The sequence below is a fragment of the Spiroplasma endosymbiont of Zeiraphera isertana genome, assembly GCF_964030805.1.
Lineage (GTDB): Bacteria > Bacillota_I > Bacilli_A > Mycoplasmatales > VBWQ01 > Spiroplasma_E.
In genome coordinates, this window is sequence record NZ_OZ034965.1 from 1,744,405 (window position 1) to 1,767,628 (window position 23,224).

Below are 23,224 nucleotides of genomic sequence, written 5' to 3' on the forward strand. Positions count from 1 at the left end.
ATATTAAGTTTCTTTAATTGTAAAATTAAAAAGGACACTTATATAAAAATTAAATTGTGTTAGTTCTATAATAGACTTGGTGCAAAACTAAGGTAATTCAAAATTATATATTCCTGCTATTAAATTAAATCTTAATGCAAATCTTCGTATTTTATTGCGATATTTTAAACTTAAAATTTTAAAACGTTTTAGTTTAGCAAATACGTGTTCAATTTTAATTCTAATTTTACTTAAAGTTTTATTGTATTCTTTTTGAATTGGTGTTAATTGATTGTATTTACTTTTTTTAAATGGCAAAAATGTATTTTTATGAATATTTTGTATACCTTGATAACCTGAATCAACAAAAACTTGTTTTTCTGGATGAATAAAAGTTTTAGATTTTAGAAGCAATTTAAAATTATGAATGCTTCCAAAACAAAAAGCAGTTGAAATAATTTTTCCATTGGAAATATCAATAATTATTTGGGATTTGAGAGAATGATGTTTCTTTTTACCTGAAAAAAGTAATTTTAGTTTTTTTTAATTCTTTCAATTGGAGTTTCAGTAGCATCAATAGCTAACAAATTATTATTAGTACCTTTATTTTTTGTTAAATCTTTTTTTCCAGGTAAATTAAAAATTCCGCTTTTTATTAAAATATTTTCAATTCAAAAAATATTACGAATGCAACTAGTATGACTAATATTATATCTTTTTGCAATAACTCTATAACTACTATAGTCTTTTCAATATTCTAAAGTCATTAATAAACGCTCTTCAATTACAATTTTATTTTTTCTACCACCATAATATTTTTGTTTAGACTCAGCAATTTTTAACATTTCAAGCATTTTATAAAATGTTTGTGGCTTTATGCCGACTAAACTATAAAATTCTTGATCATCTTTATATTTTTTCAACATAATAACTATCACCTTTAATATTAATAATAATCGTTAAATTGTTAAAATTAAAGGTTTTGCACCAAGTCTATTGATCAATAGCTTTTTTAAAATGAGAAATACCACTTCATATTTTACATTCTGCAATAAAAACATTAGAGTTATCATATCTTAATAATATATCTGTTTTTCCAGAAACATTAAAGGTTTCACCAGTTGCTGTTCCATTAAAATGACTGTTAATAACAAATAATATGTTATTACGAAAGTCTTCTTCTTGATTTTTTTGATAATAATTTTTTAGTCTTTCGAACTCTTTTCCACAATTATTTTTTAATTTTCAAAAAAAACTCTTGATGAAATAAAAAAAATCATCAACCTGGCCTAAAATTTGATTTTATTTAATTTTGGGATTTATTTTTTTTACAAACTGAAATATAATGCTTCAGATTTTGCATAAGGTGATATTTTATAATGTCGGTATTTAAATTTTCATAAATTGAGGTAATTTTGAATATTGGTAAATCCAATGCCATGATAATGAGTAATAAATTCTTTTAAACTTGATTGTATTTTACTGATATTACTTAAATTTTTATAATTTAATTCTTTATTTTCTTTTGATTTAAATTTCTTGAGAGTACATTTTGTTTGTTTAGCTACTGTATCATATAGTATTTGCATATCACAAACTATAATTGATTTTTCTTCGATAAGCTTAGATGTTAAATTTTCTTGTACTCATTTTTGTGTTAATCTTTTAGTATTTGTTGTTTGAGCATAAATATTTTTATTTTCATCAATTGCCATTTCAATACAACAGTTTAAATCTTTAGCATTTTCTTCAATTCATTTTTTTCTTGGATCATCTGGATTTTTGAAATTTCCTTTATGAATTTCTTTGATAAAAGTTTCATCAATTTCAATTCTACCTTTTAATTTTGTGAATGGTTTTTGTGTTTTTGCTAATTGTGATGATTTCATAAATTTTTGACGATTAAATCATGCTGATGTTTTTGAAATTTTAGCAAATTGAGAAATAGTATAAGCAGATTGACCTAACAATGACAATCAAATTATTCAATCTCATTGTTCATGAGATAAATGACTTCAATGTAAAAAATGATTTCTTAAAGCATCAAAGCTACTTTTACAATCTTTGCATAAATATTTTTGCTTATTATTCTTAAAACCATTTTTTACACATCAATAAGATTTACAATTTGGACATTGAATTCCTTTTTCTTTAAATGTTTTATCAATTGCATCTAATTTTTCTTTTTTCTCAATTTGTTGAATTCTATTTTTAAAATGTCTAATAATTTTTATAAATTCTTCATCTTTTTTGTTTTTTAAAACATCAATTAATTCATTATTAGTCACAAAAAATCACCCCCGATATAAAAATATTACTTTTAATTTAAAATTAAAAGTAATATCAAGATTTTTTGTGAAAATTAAAAAAAATGTTATAACTCATGAAATAGAAAAGGAAAAATTTGTTGATAAAATCTATAATAATAAGTTTTTTTTAATAATTATTATGATGACAGCAACAATAATTTTGATGATAATAGTTGCTTCTCTATTTTTTGCTTTCTTTTGAAAATAATATTTTTCCATAATCTTAAAATAATGTATAATATGAAAATACTTACACATTAGGTAAGTATAATTCATTCTGTATATGATTAGGTTGGCACCTAATTAAAAAGTTACCAATTAAGGTAACTTTTTTTATATTTATCTAAATAAAAAAAAGAAGACATGAAATTCATCATATATCACCAGTGTACAGATTAATTATAATCCTATAGCTATCTTCTTTATGTTAATTATATCATATTTTATATATTAAATATAGATATTTTAATGTTCTTTTTTATGTTTATTAGTTATTTCATTTAAAGTTTTACTTAAATTTATATAATTATTAATAATTTTATTTAAAACTTCTTGTTCATTTTTATTTAATTTTTGACTTATTTGAATAGTAAAATTTTTAATTTGTTGTTCAATTTCTTTAGTCATTATTTACTCCTTAATTTTTTTATATTTATTTAATACATTATTACTTATATCTTTTATAAATTTATTATTTAAATTATTTTTTGTATAATGATTTTTAATTTCATTTAATTTATTATTAAATTGTTCTTTATGTATTAGACTTGGTGCAAAACTAAGGTAATTCAAAATTATATATTCCTGCTATTAAATTAAATCTTAATGCAAATCTTCGTATTTTATTGCGATATTTTAAACTTAAAATTTTAAAACGTTTTAGTTTAGCAAATACGTGTTCAATTTTAATTCTAATTTTACTTAAAGTTTTATTGTATTCTTTTTGAATTGGTGTTAATTTATTGTATTTACTTTTTTTAAATGGCAAAAATGTATTTTTATGAATATTTTGTATACCTTGATAACCTGAATCAACAAAAACTTTTTTTTCTGGATGAATAAAAGTTTTAGATTTTAGAAGCAATTTAAAATCATGAATGCTTCCAAAACAAAAAGCAGTTGAAATAATTTTTCCATTGGAAATATCAATAATTATTTGGGATTTGAGAGAATGATGTTTCTTTTTACCTGAAAAAAGTAATTTTAGTTTTTTTTAATTCTTTCAATTGGAGTTTCAGTGGCATCAATAGCTAACAAATTATTATTAGTACCTTTATTTTTTGTTAAATCTTTTTTTCCAGGTAAATTAAAAATTCCGCTTTTTATTAAAATATTTTCAATTCAAAAAATATTACGAATGCAACTAGTATGACTAATATTATATCTTTTTGCAATAACTCTATAACTACTATAGTCTTTTCAATATTCTAAAGTCATTAATAAACGCTCTTCAATTACAATTTTATTTTTTCTACCACCATAATATTTTTGTTTAGACTCAGCAATTTTTAAAATTTCAAGCATTTTATAAAATGTTTGTGGCTTTATGCCGACTAAACTATAAAATTCTTGATCATCTTTATATTTTTTCAACATAATAACTATCACCTTTAATATTAATAATAATCGTTAAATTGTTAAAATTAAAGGTTTTGCACCAAGTCTATTGAAGTCATTTATCTCATGAACAATGAGATTGAATAATTTGATTGTCATTGTTAGGTCAATCCGCTTATACTATTTCTCAATTTGCTAAAATTTCAAAAACATCAGCATGATTTAATCGTCAAAAATTTATGAAATCATCACAATTAGCAAAAACACAAAAACCATTCACAAAATTAAAAGGTAGAATTGAAATTGATGAAACTTTTATCAAAGAAATTCATAAAGGAAATTTCAAAAATCCAGATGATCCAAGAAAAAAATGAATTGAAGAAAATGCTAAAGATTTAAACTGTTGTATTGAAATGGCAATTGATGAAAATAAAAATATTTATGCTCAAACAACAAATACTAAAAGATTAACAAAAAAATGTTTTAATTTTCAAAAAAACTCTTGATGAAATAAAAAAAATCATCAACCCGGCCTAAAATTTGATTTTATTTAATTTTGGGATTTATTTTTTTTACAAACTTAAATATAATGCTTCAGATTTTGCATAAGGTGATATTTTATAATGTTGGTATTTAAATTTTCATAAATTGAGGTAATTTTGAATATTGGTAAATCCAATGCCGTGATAATGAGTAATAAATTCTTTTAAACTTGATTGTATTTTACTGATATTACTTAAATTTTTATAATTTAATTCTTTATTTTCTTTTGATTTAAATTTCTTGAGAGTACATTTTGTTTGTTTAGCTACTGTATCATATAGTATTTGCATATCACAAACTATAATTTATTTTTCTTCGATAAGCTTAGATGTTAAATTTTCTTGTACTCATTTTTTTGTTAATCTTTTAGTATTTGTTGTTTGAGCATAAATATTTTTATTTTCATCAATTGCCATTTCAATACAACAGTTTAAATCTTTAGCATTTTCTTCAATTCATTTTTTTCTTGGATCATCTGGATTTTTGAAATTTCCTTTATGAATTTCTTTGATAAAAGTTTCATCAATTTCAATTCTACCTTTTAATTTTGTGAATGGTTTTTGTGTTTTTGCTAATTGTGATGATTTCATAAATTTTTGACGATTAAATCGTGCTGATGTTTTTGAAATTTTAGCAAATTGAGAAATAGTATAAGCAGATTGACCTAACAATGACAATCAAATTATTCAATCTCATTGTTCATGAGATAAATGACTTCAATAGACTTGGTGCAAAACCTTTAATTTTAACAATTTAACGATTATTATTAATATTAAAGGTGATAGTTATTATGTTGAAAAAATATAAAGATGATCAAGAATTTTATAGTTTAGTCGGCATAAAGCCACAAACATTTTATAAAATGCTTGAAATTTTAAAAATTGCTGAGTCTAAACAAAAATATTATGGTGGTAGAAAAAATAAAATTGTAATTGAAGAGCGTTTATTAATGACTTTAGAATATTGAAAAGACTATAGTAGTTATAGAGTTATTGCAAAAAGATATAATATTAGTCATACTAGTTGCATTCGTAATATTTTTTGAATTGAAAATATTTTAATAAAAAGCGGAATTTTTAATTTACCTGGAAAAAAAGATTTAACAAAAAATAAAGGTACTAATAATAATTTGTTAGCTATTGATGCCACTGAAACTCCAATTGAAAGAATTAAAAAAAACTAAAATTACTTTTTTCAGGTAAAAAGAAACATCATTCTCTCAAATCCCAAATAATTATTGATATTTCCAATGGAAAAATTATTTCAACTGCTTTTTGTTTTGGAAGCATTCATGATTTTAAATTGCTTCTAAAATCTAAAACTTTTATTCATCCAGAAAAACAAGTTTTTGTTGATTCAGGTTATCAAGGTATACAAAATATTCACAAAAATACATTTTTGCCATTTAAAAAAAGTAAATACAATCAATTAACACCAATTCAAAAAGAATACAATAAAACTTTAAGTAAAATTAGAATTAAAATTGAACACGTATTTGCTAAACTAAAACATTTTAAAATTTTAAGTTTAAAATATCGCAATAAAATACGAAGATTTGCATTAAGATTTAATTTAATAACAGGAATATATAATTTTGAATTACCTTAGTTTTGCACCAAGTCTAATAAAATTTATTTCAAAGTTACAAAAAGGAACAGTTAAAACCATTACTTTTGATCGTGCAGATCCTGGTAAACCTTGCCAAAGGGGTTTAAATGAAAATAATAATGGTATTTTAAGAAGATATTTACCCAAATCTACAGATCTATCTTCATATAAACAAAAAGATTTAAATTTTATAGCATTTCAAATTAATTCTACACCCAGAAAATCGCTCTCTTATAAAAGACCAATAGATTTAATACAATTATTTTAAAAAACTGTCCCATTTATATTTACAACTCAGGTCATTAATCCAATTAAGGTAATGTTTAGTAATCTGTGTAAATTACAAAAATAACTATGTTTAATTAATTCTAGTAAATATAATTAAATGACTAGAAAGAGTGAGTTACAAATGGTTAAAAAACAAAACATTAATAATAATGATCCAATATCACAAGCAGTAGATTTATTACTAGAAAATACCGAAGATTTAACAACAGTTTTTAAAGAAGGAGGTTTATATAAAGAATTAACAAAAAGATTAGTGGAAAAAATGTTGAATTCTGAAATGCAAAATTATTTAGGATATGAAAAAAATCAACATAGTAATAGTGAAAATGCTCGTAATGGCATAACTTCAAAAAAATTAATAACTCAAGAAGGTAAAATTGAAATTGATGTACCACGAGATCGTAATAGTAATTTTACTCCTGTAATAGTGCCAAAAAGACAAAGAAGATTTGATGGTTTTGATCAACAAGTTCTTTCACTATATGCAAAAGGTATGACAGTATCTGACATTAGAATGCAGTTGCAAGAGTTATATCATGGTGCAGATATTAGTGAAAGTGTTATTAGTCAAATTACTGATGATGTTATTGATGATGTCAAAGCATGGCAAAATCGGCCATTAGAAAGTATTTATCCGATTGTTTATTTTGATTGTATAGTAGTTAAAGTACGACAAGATAAACGGATTATTAACAAATCATTTTATATAGCACTAGGAGTTGATTTAGAAGGTAAAAAAGATGTTTTAGGTTTATGAATTAGTGAAAATGAAGGTTCTAAATTTTGATTATCTAATTTTACAGAAATGAAAAATCGAGGCTTAAATGATATTCTTATTGCTTGTAGTGATAATTTAACAGGCATGTCAGAAGCAATACAATCAGTTTATCCTAAAACCGAACATCAATTATGCATAGTTCATCAAATTAGAAATAGTTTAAAATATGTTTCATACAAACATCGAAAATCTCTAGTTACAGATTTAAAACCAATTTATAGTGCATGTAGTGAAGAACAAGCAATGCAAGCTTTAGAATCGTTTGAAAATAAATGAAATAAACAATATCCTCAAATTACTAAATCTTGATATAAAAATTGAGATAATTTAATGGTTTTTATTAGTTATCCACCAGAAATTAAAAGAGTAATTTATACTACAAATGCTATTGAATCTGTTAATAGTCAATTACGAAAAGTTATTAGAAATAAAAAAAGTTTTTCCTAACGATATGGCAGTTTTCAAAATATTTTACTTAGCAATTGAAAATATAACAAAAAAATGAACAATGCCTATTCAAAATTGAAATACAGCAATTGCTCATTTTATGATAAAATTTGAAGACAGAATTAATCTAAACTAGTACCTTGTAAAACAAAGATACACAGATTACATAAAAGCCTCAACTTGTCCTTGATAAGTACCTGCAAAATTTAATTGATTAGCATTTTTTCAAGAACTAGTTATTTTATAATCAATATTTACTGCGTTAGTAAAATCTTGATTTTGTTTATTATCTTTAATAAAAATATTGTAATATTTATCATTAATATCTTCTGAATTAATTTTTAATTGCTGACTTAATTTTTGTTTAAATTCTGTTTGAATTTTACTAACTAAATTAGCTTTTATATCAGTAATTGGAGTTGCTTCTGGTGTTTTTACTGATATTACTTGTTGTGGAATTATTAATGACAAAGTTGAAAGATCAAAAGCTTTATCATAATAACCGTAATAAATTTGAATGATATTGTTAAACTCATCAAAAATGTAATTAATTGTATACTTACTATTATCATTAGTTAAAAACGGAACATTAGTCATATAATCATAAGCATTATCATTAGTAATCAATAAATGAACAATTTTGTCAATTAAAACATCACTTAAACTACCGTTTAGACTACTTTGAGTAATAAAATAGTGTGCTAAAATATCAGCATCTTGTTCTTTAAAAGAGCCATCTGATTCTCTTACTGCCTTAGCAATATAATATAGTCCTAAACCTTCACTTAAACTATTATTATTTTCAACATTATTAGCATTTTCTTGTTGTGAAATATCAATATGAGTTTCCACTTCACTTTGTTGAACATATTTTCAATTAATACCGTCACCAGCAAAATAATTAATATCATATTGGCTACCACTATAACTGTTAGTTGGATTATTAATAGTAGCAACTTTACGATGAAATATCATTTCTTGTTTAGTATTATTAACGTCAACTTTATCTTTGTCTGGTATCATAGCATCTTTTTTATAAATTAATTCACCTTTATTATCAACAGTAAATAATGTTCGTGCTAACGTCTTACCATCACTTAATGGATAATCAGCATGACTAGTATCATAACTATAATACTTATTGTCTATTATTGATTGATTAGTAATTCAATCATTATTATTTAAATAACCATATTGATTATTAAATAATGATTTATTTTGATTTATTGGAATGACAGGTATTATTTTCTTTTTACTAGCACTATTGTTTTTTTGATCCACTATCATCATACTATTAAACATCGTATTACTTGCTATTGTTAATGTTGTTACTGTACTTAGAGTTAATAAAAACTGTTTCGTTTACAATACCTTCTTTTACTTTTTACCATTTTTAAAATCGTAATTAAATTTAATAATAAATAATTACTTTGAAAAAACATATTTATTTAATTCATAATATTATTAAATGTTATATTATTTAATTTAACATCAGAATATGAAGTGGAACCTAAAAAAGTAGCTGTCATTATATGTCATTTTCAATAAATATTATTATCATCACGTCAAAGTTCTAAATAAATATCAATAGCAGTTCCTACACCTCCTGGGTAATTTGGATCATATGGTGGTCACGTACTAATATTGACTTGAAAAATTGAATTATCAATATCTTTTTGTTGATTAGTTTTTATATTTGTGGTTGCGACTTGAGAATTTAAAGATTTATAGTCTTCTTTACCACTTCCCGTTGAAACTTTTAAATATGAATTAGCATCAAAATTAAAAGTTGGATATTTATTAGTAAAAGTATTTCAATCACTTGCATAGTCAGTTCATTTTACTATTGTATATGTATTAGAATAATCACTATAATTTGAACTAAATCAATTATATGAATCATTTCATTTATAATTTAAGTTATTTTCTATATTTGATTTATCAAATTCAGTATAATAAACTTCAATTAAATTATTATCTTTATCAAAAATATAATTAATTGAATAATTTTTATCATTTACATTCATTGGCGCACTATATATAAAATTAAAAATATTATTATTTTTACTAATTAAATTAATAATAATATTCATTAAATTATCATTAATTTGTCCTTTTAAACTACTTTGCGTCATAAAATATTGACCTATTTTATTAGCAATAGCATTATCAATTAAATTATTTTTTGCTGCTTTTGCAATATAATATAAACCTAATGCTTCACTTAAACTATTGCTATGTTCAACTTTATCAGCACCTACTTGATTTGAAATATCAATATGTTTTTCAACTCCACCAAATTGAATATATTGTCAATCAGTATTATCACCACTAAAATATGTATGAGAATATTCACTTTTACTATATAGATTATATTTATCTTTAACTGTGGTAATTTTTTTATGAGTAATCATTTCTTGTTTAGTAGCATCAACTTCGACTTTATCTTTTGGTGGTATTACAGCATCCTTTTTATAAACTAATTCACCTTTATTATCAACAGTAAATAATGTTCGTGCTGATGTCTTACCATCACTTAATAAATAATTAGCATGACTAGTATCATAACTATAATAGTTATTATCTATTTGATTAGTAATTCAATCATTACTACTTAAATAACCATATTGATTATTGAACACTGAAGATAAAGTATCATTTATTGATGATTTATTTGTTAATAGTTTATTAACGGTAGTGTTAGCAACATCAATAGTATTAATAATACTACTTGTTAAAGTTAATGTTGTTAATGTACTTAATGCTATTAGTAATTGTTTCATGTTACATTCTCCTTTCGTTTTAAGTTTACTAAAAATTATTTTATAAAAAATATCTGACTAATCTATACTAAATATAACACTTTATTAATTTTATTTAAGAAGATTAATAAAATGCTTATTTTAAAAACTAAATTTAGTATGTAAGTACTTAATTTCATTGAGAAATACTTTTAATATAAAATGTATTAATTAAAGAAGGATGTCATATATCTGTACCATAACAGTCAATATGAATTATTATTCCATTAACACCCACATTATTTAAAAATTTTGTTAAATTATCTTTAAATATAGAATTTCAAAAATTTTTAAAAGTTCAATTATCACCAATTTCATGCTCCATATTACTATAATCAAATAAGTTTCCATTAATAAAATACTTATAAATTACATCTCAATTATTTTGATTATTAATTAAATAATATAAATCCTGATAATTAATATAAATATCACCTGTATAATCAAATGAAGCAAAAGGACCAGGACTAACATGAGTTTCAAAATTACTTGTATTACTTTTTTCGTAACTATAATGATTATAATTTAACTCAATAATATTATTATTATGATCAAAAATATAACCAATGACATAACTTGTATCATCATTTGAAAATGGCATATTTAACATAAAATTATAAACGTATTTATTATTAATAATTAAATCAATAATTTTAGTAATTAATTCATTATTAATTTTTCCTTTTAAACTACTTTGTGCTATAAAATATATTCCCAAATTAATAGCAACTGACTGACTAATCTTATTTTCAATTACTGCTTTAGCAATATAATATAAACCTGATGTTTCACTTAAACTATTGCTATGTTCAACTTTATCAGCACCTACTTGTTGTGAAATATCAATTTGTTTATTAACACCACCAAATTGCAAATATTGTCAATCAGTATTATCACCACTAAAATCAGTAGATGAATACTGACTATTACTATAAGAATTGTAATTTGCTTTAACTGTAGTTATTTTTTTATGACTAATCATTTCTTGCATCGTATTTTCAATATTTAATTTTTGATCAGCAGGAATAATAACATCAGGATTATAAATTAAAGTTCCTTCGTTATTTACTAAAAAAACATCTCTTGCATTAGCAAAAGTATAACTTTTTAAAGCTGATGTGTCATAACTATAAAACTTATGATCAGTTATTGATTGATTAGTTATTATATCACTATCATTTAAATAGCCATATTGATTATTAAATAATGAAGTTACAGAATCACTTATTGATGATTTATTTGCTAATAATTTATTAATGGTAGTATTAGTATCATCAATAATATTAATAATACTACTACTTGTTAAAGTTAATGTTGTTAATGTACTTAAAATGATTAGTAATTGTTTCATATTAGTTTTTCCTTTTTTTAACTTACTAACTGGTAATTAAAATTAAAATTAAAATCAGGGAATGTTAAAGTAGCACGATCGCTAATAGTTTTGCCAGCAAATCTTTCTGATAAATCAAGAGTATAAAGTGTATTATCTGTAGTTGGTTGTGTTTCGCTGTCAGTAAATACTAGTTTTACATTATTTAACTCTCAACCCGATTTTGTTGTTACTGCAACATCGGTTTCTAGAAAAATACTTTTTGTTTGAGTAATTAAATCTCAGAAATTATTTACCTTACCACCTTTAATATCTTTACTAATATCAACTGACATACCACTTGGTTTTGTGTCACCATCTAATAAATAATTCATAGTGAACTGTCCAGTAAATGCATCCTTAACTGGATGATAAGAATTGTTATTAATTGTATTTAATAAACTATTTTTATTAGTAATTCAATTGTCTAATAAATTATCTTGTTCATAAAAATGTTGACCTTCTTGTAAAATATTTGCATCTTGACCATCTTTTAATCAAATACCTTTTAATGCAAAATCTTTTGGTGAAGAATAATTACCAGTAATATTATTTTTATTATGACCATGAATAATCGCCTTAATGCTATCTAAACTTTTTGTTAATTTATGATCATTAGGACTAGCAGTTATTTTTATTTCAATATTTTTACCTAACTTATTATTAAAGATATTATCACCAACTTTTAAATTTGTTGATATTGTATAATCACTATCTTCAATATTAAGATCTGAATAATTTTTTTGGAAATAATTTTGACAAATTGTTTGAACACCTTTAATAATTTGATCATTAATAAATTTAAGATTATCTTCTGATAAACTAACATCAGCATTAATATAGTTACCATGTTTATCTTTTTGATTATCTAAAGTAATTTGAAAGTTTTTATTATCTTTATCATTATTATATTGCGCTTCAATTTCATTAGTTAATTCTTTCATACTACTTAAATCAGCAATATCATTTTTAACATTTATAGTGCAATCATCTTTTTTTCCTGTAAAGTTTCAAGGATTATTATCTAAAGATGTAATTGAAAATTGAACAGGAACACTTTTAGTAAAGTTTTGTGATTCTGAACCATTTTGAAATTCAATTTTGTAATAACTAGGTTTAATTTCTTTTTTGAGTACATTTAATGCTTTAATTAAAGTTGTTGCAAATTGATCTTGAATTGTTGGAATTAATCATTTATCTTTTATTGAATCAATAGTAGCATTTTCAGGATTAGTAATATTAATAATTTTATCAGGAAAGTTAACTGGTAAACTAGCAATATTAATTGCAACTTGATTTATAATATTAATATTCATTTCAATATTAACGTTAGTATTTTCAATACCAAAAATTGATGCTTGATCATTAGTTGTTAAATTTAAAACGTAACTTTTAGACTCATTAAAGTTCTTTGGCAAAATAAAAGAAGTATTAGTTATCGGCTTTTTATCATTACCAACAGTAAACTTAACTGCTGGATTATAATTAGCATTTAAGAAAAAATTAATTGGTAATAAATTTGAATTATCATTATCAATATCACTTTCAATTTTAGGATCAGTTTTTTGTAAATTATTATCAATACTACTTAAAACATTTGTAAAATCAATATTACCATTATCAGCAGCATTTTCAATAACATTAAAATTAACAATATTTGTTGATTTACTAAAATAAGCAATAGTAGAATTTAAACTAATAGGTTTAGAGTTACGATGATGTTTTTGATAATAATCATCTCATAATTTATTATTAGAATTAGGATTAAATTCAGAATTATTGAAAGCAGCAGTAGTATGTAAGAGTAATATTGTAGTAACTGTTGTAGAACCAAATGCTAATAAATACAACGAAAATAATAAGATTCTTTTCTTCTTATTTTTTTCAACATTAATTGTATATATTGAATTAGATCCTGTTTTTATTTTTTTATGTTTAACCTGATTAACCATATCTTTACTCGGGATATTACTATTTATTTTATATTTCATTTTAACAATCCTTTCCTAGCATTATTTTTAAAATAATCTAAAGTGAAAAATATATCTTAACGCTTTAACTTGCTATTTTTAACTAAAATATTAAAATAGGAAAAAATATTAAAATAGTTTAAACCTTAGTTTTAATAAAATAAAACTAAGGTTTAAAGTAAACCAATTAAATTTAGTTTTTATATTTTAATATTAATAATTTTAATAATTATATAAACTTTGCTATACACCTATTAAAATTATAAGGAAAGAAATACTCTGTCCTTAAAAATAATATTACACTTATTATAAAAAAAGACAATATTCTTTTTAAAAAAGATTGAATATTTTTAATTAAAAAGAACACTAATAGTAAAATAATTTTCAAAATAATTTTTCTTAATTAAGATAAAAATTAAATTAAAAATTCAATGATTGAATTAAATAGTCATTGAATTTTTAATTTATGATTAATTTTTTTTAATATTACATTCAACATGCATTGGTTGTAAATTTTCTAAACTATTATTATTTGGATCACCATCAATGTGATCAATATTTCAAGCAAATGCTGAAGTTGGTTGTTCACCTTGATAAGCACCTTTTATCATTGGCAAACAACACCACGGACAAGGAGCTTGCACATTCAATGTTCAAAATTCAGATAATCCTTTAAAATATTTCTCAATTTTTTGAATAGAATAGTTTCATATTTTTTCTTTGTCTTCTTTTTCTCGCTTTTTACGACGTGCCACAATGAATTAACCCCTTTCGTATTAAATTATACTATAAGTTACAATATTTTTTTATATTTTTTTAAACTTAATATTACAATTTATTTTATTAACGTGCTAATAATCTATTATAAGCGGTTTGCATTTGTGGGTCAAAACTACGAGTATATAAACCGTTAAAATATCCTTCATGATGCTTACTTGGATCTAATGGATCAGGTAATTGACCATTTTTTGGAATATATAAATGCTTTCAAATTTCTGCTGAAAAATTAGTACTAACTTCATCCATGGCTGCTTGTAAAGGTGAGGTATAACCAAATTCACTACTTAAATCAACTTGTGTTTGTTTTTGCATTATATAATTAATAAATTTAAAAGCTAAATCTTTATGAGGAGAATCTTTACTAATTACCATATCATCATTTCAAACATTAGTCCCCATATATGGTCTAACAACAAGGTACTTACCATTATAAGAATCAGGATCATCAGCAATTGCAGATAATAAATCACCGTTATACATCATTGCTACATCCCACTTATTTTCATTACTAATTTCATCAACAATATCATCATTTAATAATTTTGTATTTTTATTTTTGATAACTGGTTGTAACCAATCGCTTGCATCTTGAATTTCAATTGGACTATGAGCATTAATATTATCATGAAAATCATTTCCTAGTTGACTATATTGACCTGAACCGTTATTTTCTCCTCATTTATTTTTATAGTGTAAATCAGTAAGCGCAGTCATAAATAAGTTATGCATATCATCATTTAAAACGATACGTTTACCTAATTTTGCAGCATCTGTTAAAACACTTCATTGAACATTTGAACCATCAGCTTTAATACCAAGATCACTAAGATTATTTGTATTAGTAGTATTAATTACTAATACAACATCACCTCAAAAATAAGGAATACTATAACTATTTAAACCAAATTCATTTAAAATTCCATCACTATTTTCAACTCGATAATTATTCATTAATTCATATAAATCATGATTAATATCTTCTTTGGGATTAAAATCAATTCTACTATCATACTCAATATCACCTACAGAATTTTTTGCTGCAATTGGAAAAAGTCTATCTTCACTTGCTAATTTAGCCACCATATAATCACTAGGAACCATTACATCATAACTAGTAGTATACAATTTAGCATACAATGATTCATTATCATCAAAAGTTGAATATTTTATTTTAACTTGATATTTATTTTCAAATTCTTTTAAAATATTGGGATTCATATATTCGCCTCAATTAGCAATTGATAAATCATAAACATTAGTATAAATGTAGAAAGCACCCAAACTAATAAAAATTGATAATAAGATTATACTAATCATAATTAATTTTCACGGTCATAGTAAAAAACGATATTTCTCTCTTCTTGATTTTGAGCGTTCTTCTTTTAACTCTTTCTTTTTTTTAATCTTATTCTTTATATGTTCAATTCAAATTGATTCCATCTCAAGTTTTGCTTCAAGTTTAGAAATTTGATTAATAAGTTTCGGGTGATTTTTAATATAATCTTGAATTTTAATAATATCTTGCTCAGTTACAATTTCAAAATTACCATCACTATATAATGATTTACGTTTTCTACCTTTACTCTTAACCTTTTTATAGTTAAAACCATTTAATTGTAAATAATATTTAGTTAACAACTTCTCAGTTTTAATAATTTTTTTATCATGATAAATACCTTTATCAATTTTTTCATTACGTTGTTTAATTTGTTTTTTGCAAAGAACATAAGTATTTCAAGAAATAATAAGTACTGCAATTAATAAAATAATTATTGTTGAAAAAGCATTAATATAAGGCTTAATTCGTTTTAAAGAATAAATAAAAGTTGAAACGTTAGAAGTATTACCGCCAGTAAAATAAGAAATTAAAAAATCATCAAAACTCATAGCAAACGCAATAGCTGCTCCAGCAATTATTGCTGGTTTAATTGTTGGTAATACAATTTTGCGTAACGTATATCAAGGGGTCGCACCTAAATCTTGACTTGCTTCTAATTGTGACATATTTATTGATCTAATTTTTGGTAAAACAGTAATAATAACATAAGGAATATTAAAAGAAATATGAGCGAAAATTAATGTTCCAAGACCAAAACTAAAACCAAATGCCATAAATAATAACATTAAAGAAACAGCAGTAACAATATCAGCATTAACTAAAGGAATATTAGTAATCCCTAAAGTAATATTACGTGTTATTTTTTTTGTTTTACTTAAACCCAAAGCAGCAAACGTACCAATCATAACAGCAACAAAAGTAGAAATAAAAGCAACAATTAATGTTACACTAACCGATTCTCAAAGTTCACTTTGTTGCAATAAATCGTAATAAGGTTGCAATGATCAAGAATTTCAACTACGAACTGAATCGCCACCATTAAAAGAGAATATCATTAAAACTAAAATTGGAGTATAAAATAATAAAAAGATAATAGCTAAATAACTATTTTTAAAAAAAGATCTCATTAATTAATACCTCCTATTTTTTTACCAGTAGCTCAACTACCAATCGCTTTTAAAGTAAAAATAATAATTAAAACAATAATACCTAAAATAACAGAAATAGCAGCACCATAAGCAAAATTAGCACCACGATAAAAATATGATTCAATAATATTTGCAATTAAAATAGTTTTTCCTTCACCAATATATTTAACTACTACTAGTGAAGTCATAGCACTTAACATCATTAAAGTAAAACCAGAAACAATACCAGGCACTGAAAAACGAAAGGTAACTTTTCAAAATGTTTTCATCTTAGAAGCTCCTAAATCTTGACTCGCTTTTAATAAATTGCGATCTGTTTTTTCTAAAGAATTATAAATTGGTAAAATAACGAAAGGCATAAACATATAAACCATTGCTAAAATAATACCAATTGGAGTTCCTAATAAAACATTAGGACCTAAAATACTAAAAATAATTTGTAATCCAATTGTACGTAATAAAATGTTAATTCAAATTGGTAAAGTAACTAAAACTCAAATATTTTTTGAAGCAATTTTTGTTGACATAAAAGCCATAATATAAGCAATGGGATAACCAAAAATAACAGCAATTAAAGTGGCAACAAATGAATAACCAATTGAACGTAATAAAACCATAACATAACTATTTTCTTTAAAAAAATCATTAAAATTACTAAATGTAAAACGAAATATTCAAGCATTATTAGTTGCTTTAATAATTGAATATAAAATTACAATTAATAATGGCAATACAATTAAAATTACCATCACCAATAAATATGGATAAGCAAGCGTAACTCATGATTTAAAACCAAAATTTACTGATTTATCTTTGATTTTATTTTTAATAAAACTTATTTTTTGGTTTGTTTTTTTTCAACATAACAATGCTTTTTTTTTACTCGTTTCATTTTCGATTTATTTTTTGCTACTTCTTGTAAAGAAACATTATTTTTTTTAAGTTTAAACCATTTTTTAAATCTATACTTTTTTTTATTTTGATTATCAATAATTTTTTCTGGATTTGAATTATTAACTAACATATCTTGTGATTTTAAAATTTGTGTTTTAATATTAAGTTTAAACAAATTTTTCATTTTACTCTTCAATTTCCTTTCACATAACATGAATATCTTCAACATTTCATTTTAAACCAACACGGTTACCTACTTCAAAATTATCAGTAGTATGAACTATCCATTTGCGTTTATTAGCAATAATTTCAATTTCTCATAATAATCCTTTAAAAGCAATAGTTTTAATAGTTCCATCAAAAAAACCACTACCTGCATTAACTAAATCAATATCTTCTGGTCGAATAACAATATCAATATTACGTTCTTGTTCACCAAAACCAGTATCAGAGCATGCAAATTTTTTACCGTCAAAACGAACACAATAATCATTAACAAATACACCATTTTCAATAACATTCGAGCTACCAACAAACTGTGATGTTCATTTATTTTCGGGCTCATTGTAAATATCTTGTGGTGTCCCAATTTGTTGAATTTGACCTTGATTTAAAACAACTACCCGATCTGACATAATAAATGCTTCTTCTTGATCATGAGTAATAAAGATAAAAGTAATATTAATTTCTTCTTGAATTTTTTTTAATTCTACTTGCATTTGTTGACGTAATTTCAAATCCAAAGCAGCAAAAGGTTCATCTAATAATAAAATTTTAGGATTAAGAACTAATGCTCTAGCTACTGCTACTCTTTGTTTTTGACCACCAGATAAATCATTAACATCTTTATCTTCCATACCATTTAATTTAACCAAATCTAAAGCTTTTTTAACTTCTTTTTTGATTTTTTCACGATCAATTTTTCTTAACTTTAAACCATAAGCAATATTATCAAAAACATTTAAATGTGGAAATAAAGCATAATTTTGAAAAATAGTATTTATTTCTCTTTTATGAATTGGAATTTTAGTTAAATCCTTACCTTTAAACAATAATTGACCATTGTTTGGTTGTTCAAAACCAGCAATAATCCTTAATAATGTTGTTTTACCACAACCACTAGGACCAAGAATGGTAAGAAATTCACCTTCATGAATATTTAAACTAATTCCTTTTAAAACAACTTTACCATCATATTCTTTGGTAATATTACGTAATTCTAAAATATTTACACTCATAATTTCCTCCTTTAAATGGTTTAAAAAATTGGTGGATTTGAAACTCATAAAATAGTTGCAATTGAATTATTGGGATTTTCTAAATAATGTTTTTCATTACCTTTAATATAAAATGCTTCATTAGCTACTGCTTTTACTCTAGTTGCACCATAATGAACAAATACTGTGCCACTTAATACATATCCAAAGATCTGACCTTGAAATGGCGAAATTTTATTTGAATTACCAAATGGTTTTAAAGTTAAAATTACTGGTTCTAATGTTAATTTTTGAGCATTAGGAATAATTCATTTTATTTGATAATCTTCTTCGTCACTAACAGTAACATCTTGTGATTTAAAAACTATTTTTTCTTTAACTTCACCAGCAAAAAAGGTTGATAATGGACAATCAAAAATATCTAAAATACTTTTTAGTGTTTCAATACTAGGTGAAGAAACATCATGCTCTAACTGACTAATAAATCCCTTTGATAAATCACAACGTTTCCCTAACTCTTCCATAGTTAAATTGTGTTTCAATCTTAAAGTTTTTAACTTTCTTCCAATTTTCATATTGATTATTTTCTCCTTTTGTTTATTTATACTAAACTTTAAGTTAAATAATACAAATAAAATTATATAATATTTTTTTAAAAAAACAATTATTTATTTTATTTTTAGTAAATAAAATAAATATAAAATTATTAGTGTAAAAATGTGTAATAAAAAGAATATTTTTTTTATTTTTCTACTACCTGAGTTGTAAATATAAATGGGACAGTTTTTTAAAATAATTGTATTAAATCTATTGGTCTTTTATAAGAGAGCGATTTTCTGGGTGTAGAATTAATTTGAAATGCTATAAAATTTAAATCTTTTTGTTTATATGAAGATAGATCTGTAGATTTTGGTAAATATCTTCTTAAAATACCATTATTATTTTCATTTAAACCCCTTTGGCAAGGTTTACCAGGATCTGCAAAATAAATTTTGACATTACAAATTTTTTCGATTAATCTTCATTTACTAAATTCTTTACCACGATCAAAAGTAATGGTTTTAACCGTTCCTTTTTGTAACTTTGAAATAAATTTTATTATACTTTTTGTAATATTTTCTGATTTATGATTTTTAGTTACTAAAGGAATTGTGGTTTTTGATCATATATCAGCCAAAGTAATAATAGAACTTTTATGATCTTTACCAATGATAGTATCACCTTCTAAATGACCAAATTCTTGTATATTTTTAATATTAGGAATGATTAAATTTCTTTCATGAATAGACTTACAATTATTAATTTTGCCCCTAGTTTCTTTTTGTTTGTGAGATTTATTTTTGCCTTTTCTCAATAAGTTATTTTCATCAAAACCAATTCGATTTGTTTTAAACACGTTATATAAAGTTTTTGTTGAAATACTTTTTATTTTATTTTCCTTTAAAAAGTTAGCAATTATATCAAGAGCATACTTTTTAGTAATTAACAAATGATTAATACTATTAATTTCTGTTAAAGTTAAAATTATTAATTTTCTGCCTGCATTTTGTTTATTTTTTTGAAATTGATTCAATATTTCTAATGGCAATAAGTTTTTATTTAATAATCTACAAACTCTATATACGGTTGATTTACTATAATCAACAATTTTTGCTATTTTACGAATCGAAAATCCATAATTTTTATATTCTTTTATTGCTATTATTGATTCAATACTCAGATACTTATACATTGCGCTAATTCCTTTCTTTTCTTAATTATAGAACTAACACAATTTAATTTTTATATAAGCGTCCTTTTTGATTTTACAATTAAAGTTAATAAAAATTCCTAATATAGATAAATTTCTATATTAGGAATTAACTTTATTAAATTAGTAATTAAAATTATAGTTTATTTTTTTAGTCTATCAATAAATATGCTTGTTACTAATTTTATTAACACTATAAAATGTAAGTAAATATTATCATCTTAATAAAAAGACTTTCATTTTATTTAAAAAACCAATATTAATTAGAATAATATATTAATATTGTTCATTTTTCCAGTTCAATTAATTACACGACACTATCTTAATTTTTAATTTGATATAATTATAAAAAGAGTAAGTATATTAAAAATAGATTGGGGTATTTTTATGATAGAGGAAATAAATTCTAGTTCAATGAAAGAACCAAAAATTTATCGTATTGGTCTATATAGCAAATTAACAATTCTTATTAATGGTCTTCTAATTACTACAAGTTTAATGATAGGTTGGGCTTTATGAGCAACTATTGGTCGAGATGCAGTTGATAACTATATTAAATGATTCAATAATCCACAACAGCCTAATTCTAATTTACAAATTAGTTTCAATATAATAAGTATTATTGTTTTCATAGTCTCTGGTTTATCTTTATCATTAGTAGTCGTACCTTTTATTTTTTTAAAAACTAAAAATAGTGTATCAGCACTTTTTTGTTTAATAAGTTTTATTTTTTCAGCAATATTTGTTATCTTTCTTATTGTATTTTTTATTTTTAGATTTAAAACTTTTACTTTCTTAGCTAATAAAAAAGACGGCGAAATAATAAATACAACTGGTAACTTTCTAATAGCTTTTTTACCATGAATGTTGGCTGAGCTATTTGCAATACTTTTATTAATCCACAGTCTTTGATTAATTATTAATATTACCTCTAAATACAAATCAAATACACTATTAATGCCTATTGCTAAACCAAAAGCAAAACAAGAAACAGTAATAGCAAAACAAGAAGTTGATGATACGATAACGCTTCCTAACGTCGTACCAATACCAGTAACTCAAAATAATGAAGAACAACAAATAGCAAACCAAGAAACTAACAATACTGTTCTTAAGCAAGATCTAACACAACAAAAAATAATCACTAACCCTTCAACAGCAACTGTCCATTATACTAATCATGAACTATCACAAACACCAACGCAAGGTGCCTATCATGCCGAAACTGTTTCACCAACACCAGGTACTCTTACTAATCTTAAATCCGAATCTATTACAAATGAAGAAGAAATAAATGATAATATTGAAAATACAACAATATATTCAGAACCAACAGTTGAAAAAACAAGTGTAGAAGATACAACAATATATTCAAAATCACCAACAACAGAAAGTAATATTAATACCGAAACTAATTACCAACCAAAAAATCAAGGTGGTTTTGATGTTAAAGACAGTAGTTATTCTGAATCTGAAACATCTAATTTTAATGAACAAGCAACAACAATAACTGTTGAAGAAACACAACCAATAATAGATAAAACAAACACAAAAACAAAAAAAGAAACAATCGAAGTGCAAAAAGTTACTACTCACCATTGAACATTAGAACAAATTGAAGCTGTTTGAGAAAAAGCGGAAATAATTGATGGTGTTAGTGATAAATTATATCGTAAAGATTATGGTGGTGCTTGAATGTTTCGTGATTCATTTACCACTGATTATAGCGCAGCAGATAACTTAGAAACTTACTCTTGAACTATTGTTCTACATCGTCCTACTAGTCAACAAGGAACAACTGAATTATATAATCTAGATCCAATGAATATTGTTAATGCAAAAAGTAAAGGTGAAAATTACCCTTCTTGAAAAACTAAAATTTCTTCAAAAGGAAATAAAAATATTGCAAAAGAACAACATTGAAAAGCACGAACATAAATATAGTATCATTTATTTATGAATACACAAACTACCATTGAACATTTATATATATAAATACCTAATTTTAAACATGAAGTAAATACTAACTATTCTTATTTTATAGAAAGTATTAAAAAAGAATTAACAAAAATAATAAATAAATACCAATTAAAGTTAAAAACAATTTATCTTGCTAACAAAAATAAGTCAGTTTTACCAATTAATTTTTTAGAACAACTATTAATAATACTTAAACCATTAACAACCACTATCAAAGAATACAACTTTGAATGTACTATTAATAATACCAATTTCACAACTCTACAATTATTTTCCAAATTTCAAATTAATCGTTTAATTTGAAAAATAATTGGTTTTCAAAATCCATTAAATAACAAATTTAATTGTCAACAAAGTATAAAAATTATTAATGATGCTATTAACTCAAAAATTAATAATTTCTCAATTGATTTAAAATATAATCTTCCTCATCAAACAGTAATTGGTGTTAATAATGATTTACAAAT

At 23.3% G+C, this 23,224-nt stretch carries 23 protein-coding genes and 3 pseudogenes; 7 read left to right on the forward strand and 19 right to left on the reverse strand.

Features of this window, described 5'->3' with window-relative positions:
- Window positions 1-87: 87 nt before the first annotated feature.
- Window positions 88-462, reverse strand: a complete 375-nt coding sequence (locus tag AAHM78_RS12275; protein ID WP_342255175.1) for a transposase family protein — start codon at window positions 460-462, stop codon at window positions 88-90.
- Between the two features lie 50 nt (window positions 463-512).
- Entirely contained in the window at window positions 513-905 is a 393-nt protein-coding gene (locus tag AAHM78_RS12280) for a transposase family protein (protein WP_342253367.1), read from the reverse strand.
- A 56-nt stretch (window positions 906-961) separates the two neighbouring features.
- Here AAHM78_RS12280 and AAHM78_RS12285 point away from each other — a divergent pair, with 56 nt between their 5' ends.
- Window positions 962-1,177, forward strand: coding sequence for a hypothetical protein (locus AAHM78_RS12285; RefSeq protein WP_342252882.1), 216 nt, complete (start codon window positions 962-964; stop codon window positions 1,175-1,177).
- A 130-nt stretch (window positions 1,178-1,307) separates the two neighbouring features.
- Here AAHM78_RS12285 and AAHM78_RS12290 read toward each other — a convergent pair whose 3' ends face one another.
- The 4 genes and pseudogenes from AAHM78_RS12290 to AAHM78_RS17155 all read right to left on the reverse strand — a co-directional run bounded on the left by AAHM78_RS12290 (window position 1,308) and on the right by AAHM78_RS17155 (window position 3,884).
- Window positions 1,308-2,267 (reverse strand): IS1595 family transposase, encoded by a 960-nt coding sequence (locus AAHM78_RS12290; protein ID WP_342253368.1) that lies wholly within the window; start codon window positions 2,265-2,267, stop codon window positions 1,308-1,310.
- A 486-nt stretch (window positions 2,268-2,753) separates the two neighbouring features.
- Window positions 2,754-2,915, reverse strand: a complete 162-nt coding sequence (locus AAHM78_RS12295) for a hypothetical protein (RefSeq protein ID WP_342253369.1) — start codon at window positions 2,913-2,915, stop codon at window positions 2,754-2,756.
- 3 nt (window positions 2,916-2,918) lie between these two features.
- Window positions 2,919-3,080, reverse strand: a complete 162-nt coding sequence (locus AAHM78_RS12300; protein WP_342253370.1) for a hypothetical protein — start codon at window positions 3,078-3,080, stop codon at window positions 2,919-2,921.
- Window positions 3,067-3,884, reverse strand: a pseudogene (locus tag AAHM78_RS17155) (IS5 family transposase). Before AAHM78_RS17155 ends, AAHM78_RS12300 begins: the two are co-directional and overlap by 14 nt.
- A 56-nt stretch (window positions 3,885-3,940) precedes the next feature.
- On the opposite strand from AAHM78_RS17155, the gene AAHM78_RS12315 reads away from it, so the two are divergent.
- The gene (locus tag AAHM78_RS12315) at window positions 3,941-4,399 is read left to right on the forward strand and encodes a hypothetical protein (RefSeq protein WP_342252837.1); all 459 of its coding nucleotides are present in this window, start codon (window positions 3,941-3,943) and stop codon (window positions 4,397-4,399) included.
- An 18-nt stretch (window positions 4,400-4,417) separates the two neighbouring features.
- On the opposite strand, the gene AAHM78_RS12320 is transcribed toward AAHM78_RS12315, so the two are convergent.
- Window positions 4,418-4,678, reverse strand: coding sequence for a hypothetical protein (locus tag AAHM78_RS12320; RefSeq protein WP_342253371.1), 261 nt, complete (start codon window positions 4,676-4,678; stop codon window positions 4,418-4,420).
- 15 nt (window positions 4,679-4,693) lie between these two features.
- Complete coding sequence (locus AAHM78_RS12325) at window positions 4,694-5,122, reverse strand: hypothetical protein (protein ID WP_342253372.1); 429 nt, start codon at window positions 5,120-5,122, stop codon at window positions 4,694-4,696.
- Window positions 5,123-5,178: 56 nt separating this feature from the next.
- Between AAHM78_RS12325 and AAHM78_RS12330 the strand changes: the two genes are divergently transcribed.
- From AAHM78_RS12330 to AAHM78_RS12345, 4 genes and pseudogenes are all read left to right on the forward strand, one after another.
- Window positions 5,179-5,571 carry a transposase family protein gene (locus tag AAHM78_RS12330; protein WP_342252835.1) on the forward strand — a complete coding sequence of 131 codons (393 nt, stop codon included), beginning with the start codon at window positions 5,179-5,181 and terminating at the stop codon, window positions 5,569-5,571.
- A gap of 59 nt (window positions 5,572-5,630) precedes the next feature.
- The gene (locus AAHM78_RS12335; RefSeq protein ID WP_342255177.1) at window positions 5,631-5,996 is read left to right on the forward strand and encodes a transposase family protein; all 366 of its coding nucleotides are present in this window, start codon (window positions 5,631-5,633) and stop codon (window positions 5,994-5,996) included.
- A 10-nt stretch (window positions 5,997-6,006) separates the two neighbouring features.
- A pseudogene (locus AAHM78_RS12340) lies at window positions 6,007-6,264 on the forward strand (transposase); the annotation flags it as partial.
- A 141-nt stretch (window positions 6,265-6,405) separates the two neighbouring features.
- Window positions 6,406-7,645: pseudogene (locus tag AAHM78_RS12345) on the forward strand (IS256 family transposase).
- Window positions 7,646-7,671: 26 nt separating this feature from the next.
- Here AAHM78_RS12345 and AAHM78_RS12350 read toward each other — a convergent pair.
- The 11 genes from AAHM78_RS12350 to AAHM78_RS12400 form a co-directional block, all read right to left on the reverse strand.
- Window positions 7,672-8,811, reverse strand: coding sequence for a hypothetical protein (locus AAHM78_RS12350; RefSeq protein ID WP_342253374.1), 1,140 nt, complete (start codon window positions 8,809-8,811; stop codon window positions 7,672-7,674).
- A 146-nt stretch (window positions 8,812-8,957) separates the two neighbouring features.
- The gene (locus tag AAHM78_RS12355) at window positions 8,958-10,292 is read right to left on the reverse strand and encodes a hypothetical protein (RefSeq protein ID WP_342253375.1); all 1,335 of its coding nucleotides are present in this window, start codon (window positions 10,290-10,292) and stop codon (window positions 8,958-8,960) included.
- Window positions 10,293-10,440: 148 nt separating this feature from the next.
- Window positions 10,441-11,661: a hypothetical protein gene (locus AAHM78_RS12360; RefSeq protein WP_342253376.1), complete on the reverse strand. Its 1,221-nt coding sequence runs from the start codon at window positions 11,659-11,661 to the stop codon at window positions 10,441-10,443.
- Window positions 11,662-11,678: 17 nt separating this feature from the next.
- Entirely contained in the window at window positions 11,679-13,670 is a 1,992-nt protein-coding gene (locus AAHM78_RS12365) for a hypothetical protein (protein ID WP_342253377.1), read from the reverse strand.
- Between the two features lie 449 nt (window positions 13,671-14,119).
- Entirely contained in the window at window positions 14,120-14,404 is a 285-nt protein-coding gene (locus AAHM78_RS12370) for an HNH endonuclease signature motif containing protein (protein WP_342253378.1), read from the reverse strand.
- 88 nt (window positions 14,405-14,492) lie between these two features.
- Complete coding sequence (locus AAHM78_RS12375) at window positions 14,493-16,895, reverse strand: extracellular solute-binding protein (protein WP_342253379.1); 2,403 nt, start codon at window positions 16,893-16,895, stop codon at window positions 14,493-14,495.
- Window positions 16,895-17,785 (reverse strand): spermidine/putrescine ABC transporter permease, encoded by an 891-nt coding sequence (potB, locus tag AAHM78_RS12380; protein WP_342253380.1) that lies wholly within the window; start codon window positions 17,783-17,785, stop codon window positions 16,895-16,897. The genes AAHM78_RS12375 and potB overlap by 1 nt, the downstream gene beginning before the upstream one ends.
- Window positions 17,752-17,994, reverse strand: a complete 243-nt coding sequence (locus tag AAHM78_RS12385; protein WP_342253381.1) for a hypothetical protein — start codon at window positions 17,992-17,994, stop codon at window positions 17,752-17,754. The genes potB and AAHM78_RS12385 overlap by 34 nt, the downstream gene beginning before the upstream one ends.
- 1 nt (window position 17,995) lies before the next feature.
- A complete protein-coding gene (gene potA, locus AAHM78_RS12390; protein ID WP_286640486.1) occupies window positions 17,996-19,048 on the reverse strand; it encodes a spermidine/putrescine ABC transporter ATP-binding protein in 1,053 nt (350 codons plus the stop codon).
- 20 nt (window positions 19,049-19,068) lie between these two features.
- Complete coding sequence (locus tag AAHM78_RS12395; protein WP_342217694.1) at window positions 19,069-19,602, reverse strand: XRE family transcriptional regulator; 534 nt, start codon at window positions 19,600-19,602, stop codon at window positions 19,069-19,071.
- A gap of 212 nt (window positions 19,603-19,814) precedes the next feature.
- Window positions 19,815-20,759, reverse strand: coding sequence for an IS30 family transposase (locus AAHM78_RS12400; RefSeq protein ID WP_342253382.1), 945 nt, complete (start codon window positions 20,757-20,759; stop codon window positions 19,815-19,817).
- 432 nt (window positions 20,760-21,191) lie between these two features.
- On the opposite strand from AAHM78_RS12400, the gene AAHM78_RS12405 reads away from it, so the two are divergent.
- On the forward strand, window positions 21,192-22,715 hold the full coding sequence (locus tag AAHM78_RS12405) for a hypothetical protein (RefSeq protein ID WP_342253383.1): 1,524 nt from the start codon (window positions 21,192-21,194) through the stop codon (window positions 22,713-22,715).
- Window positions 22,716-23,224 lie beyond the last annotated feature (509 nt).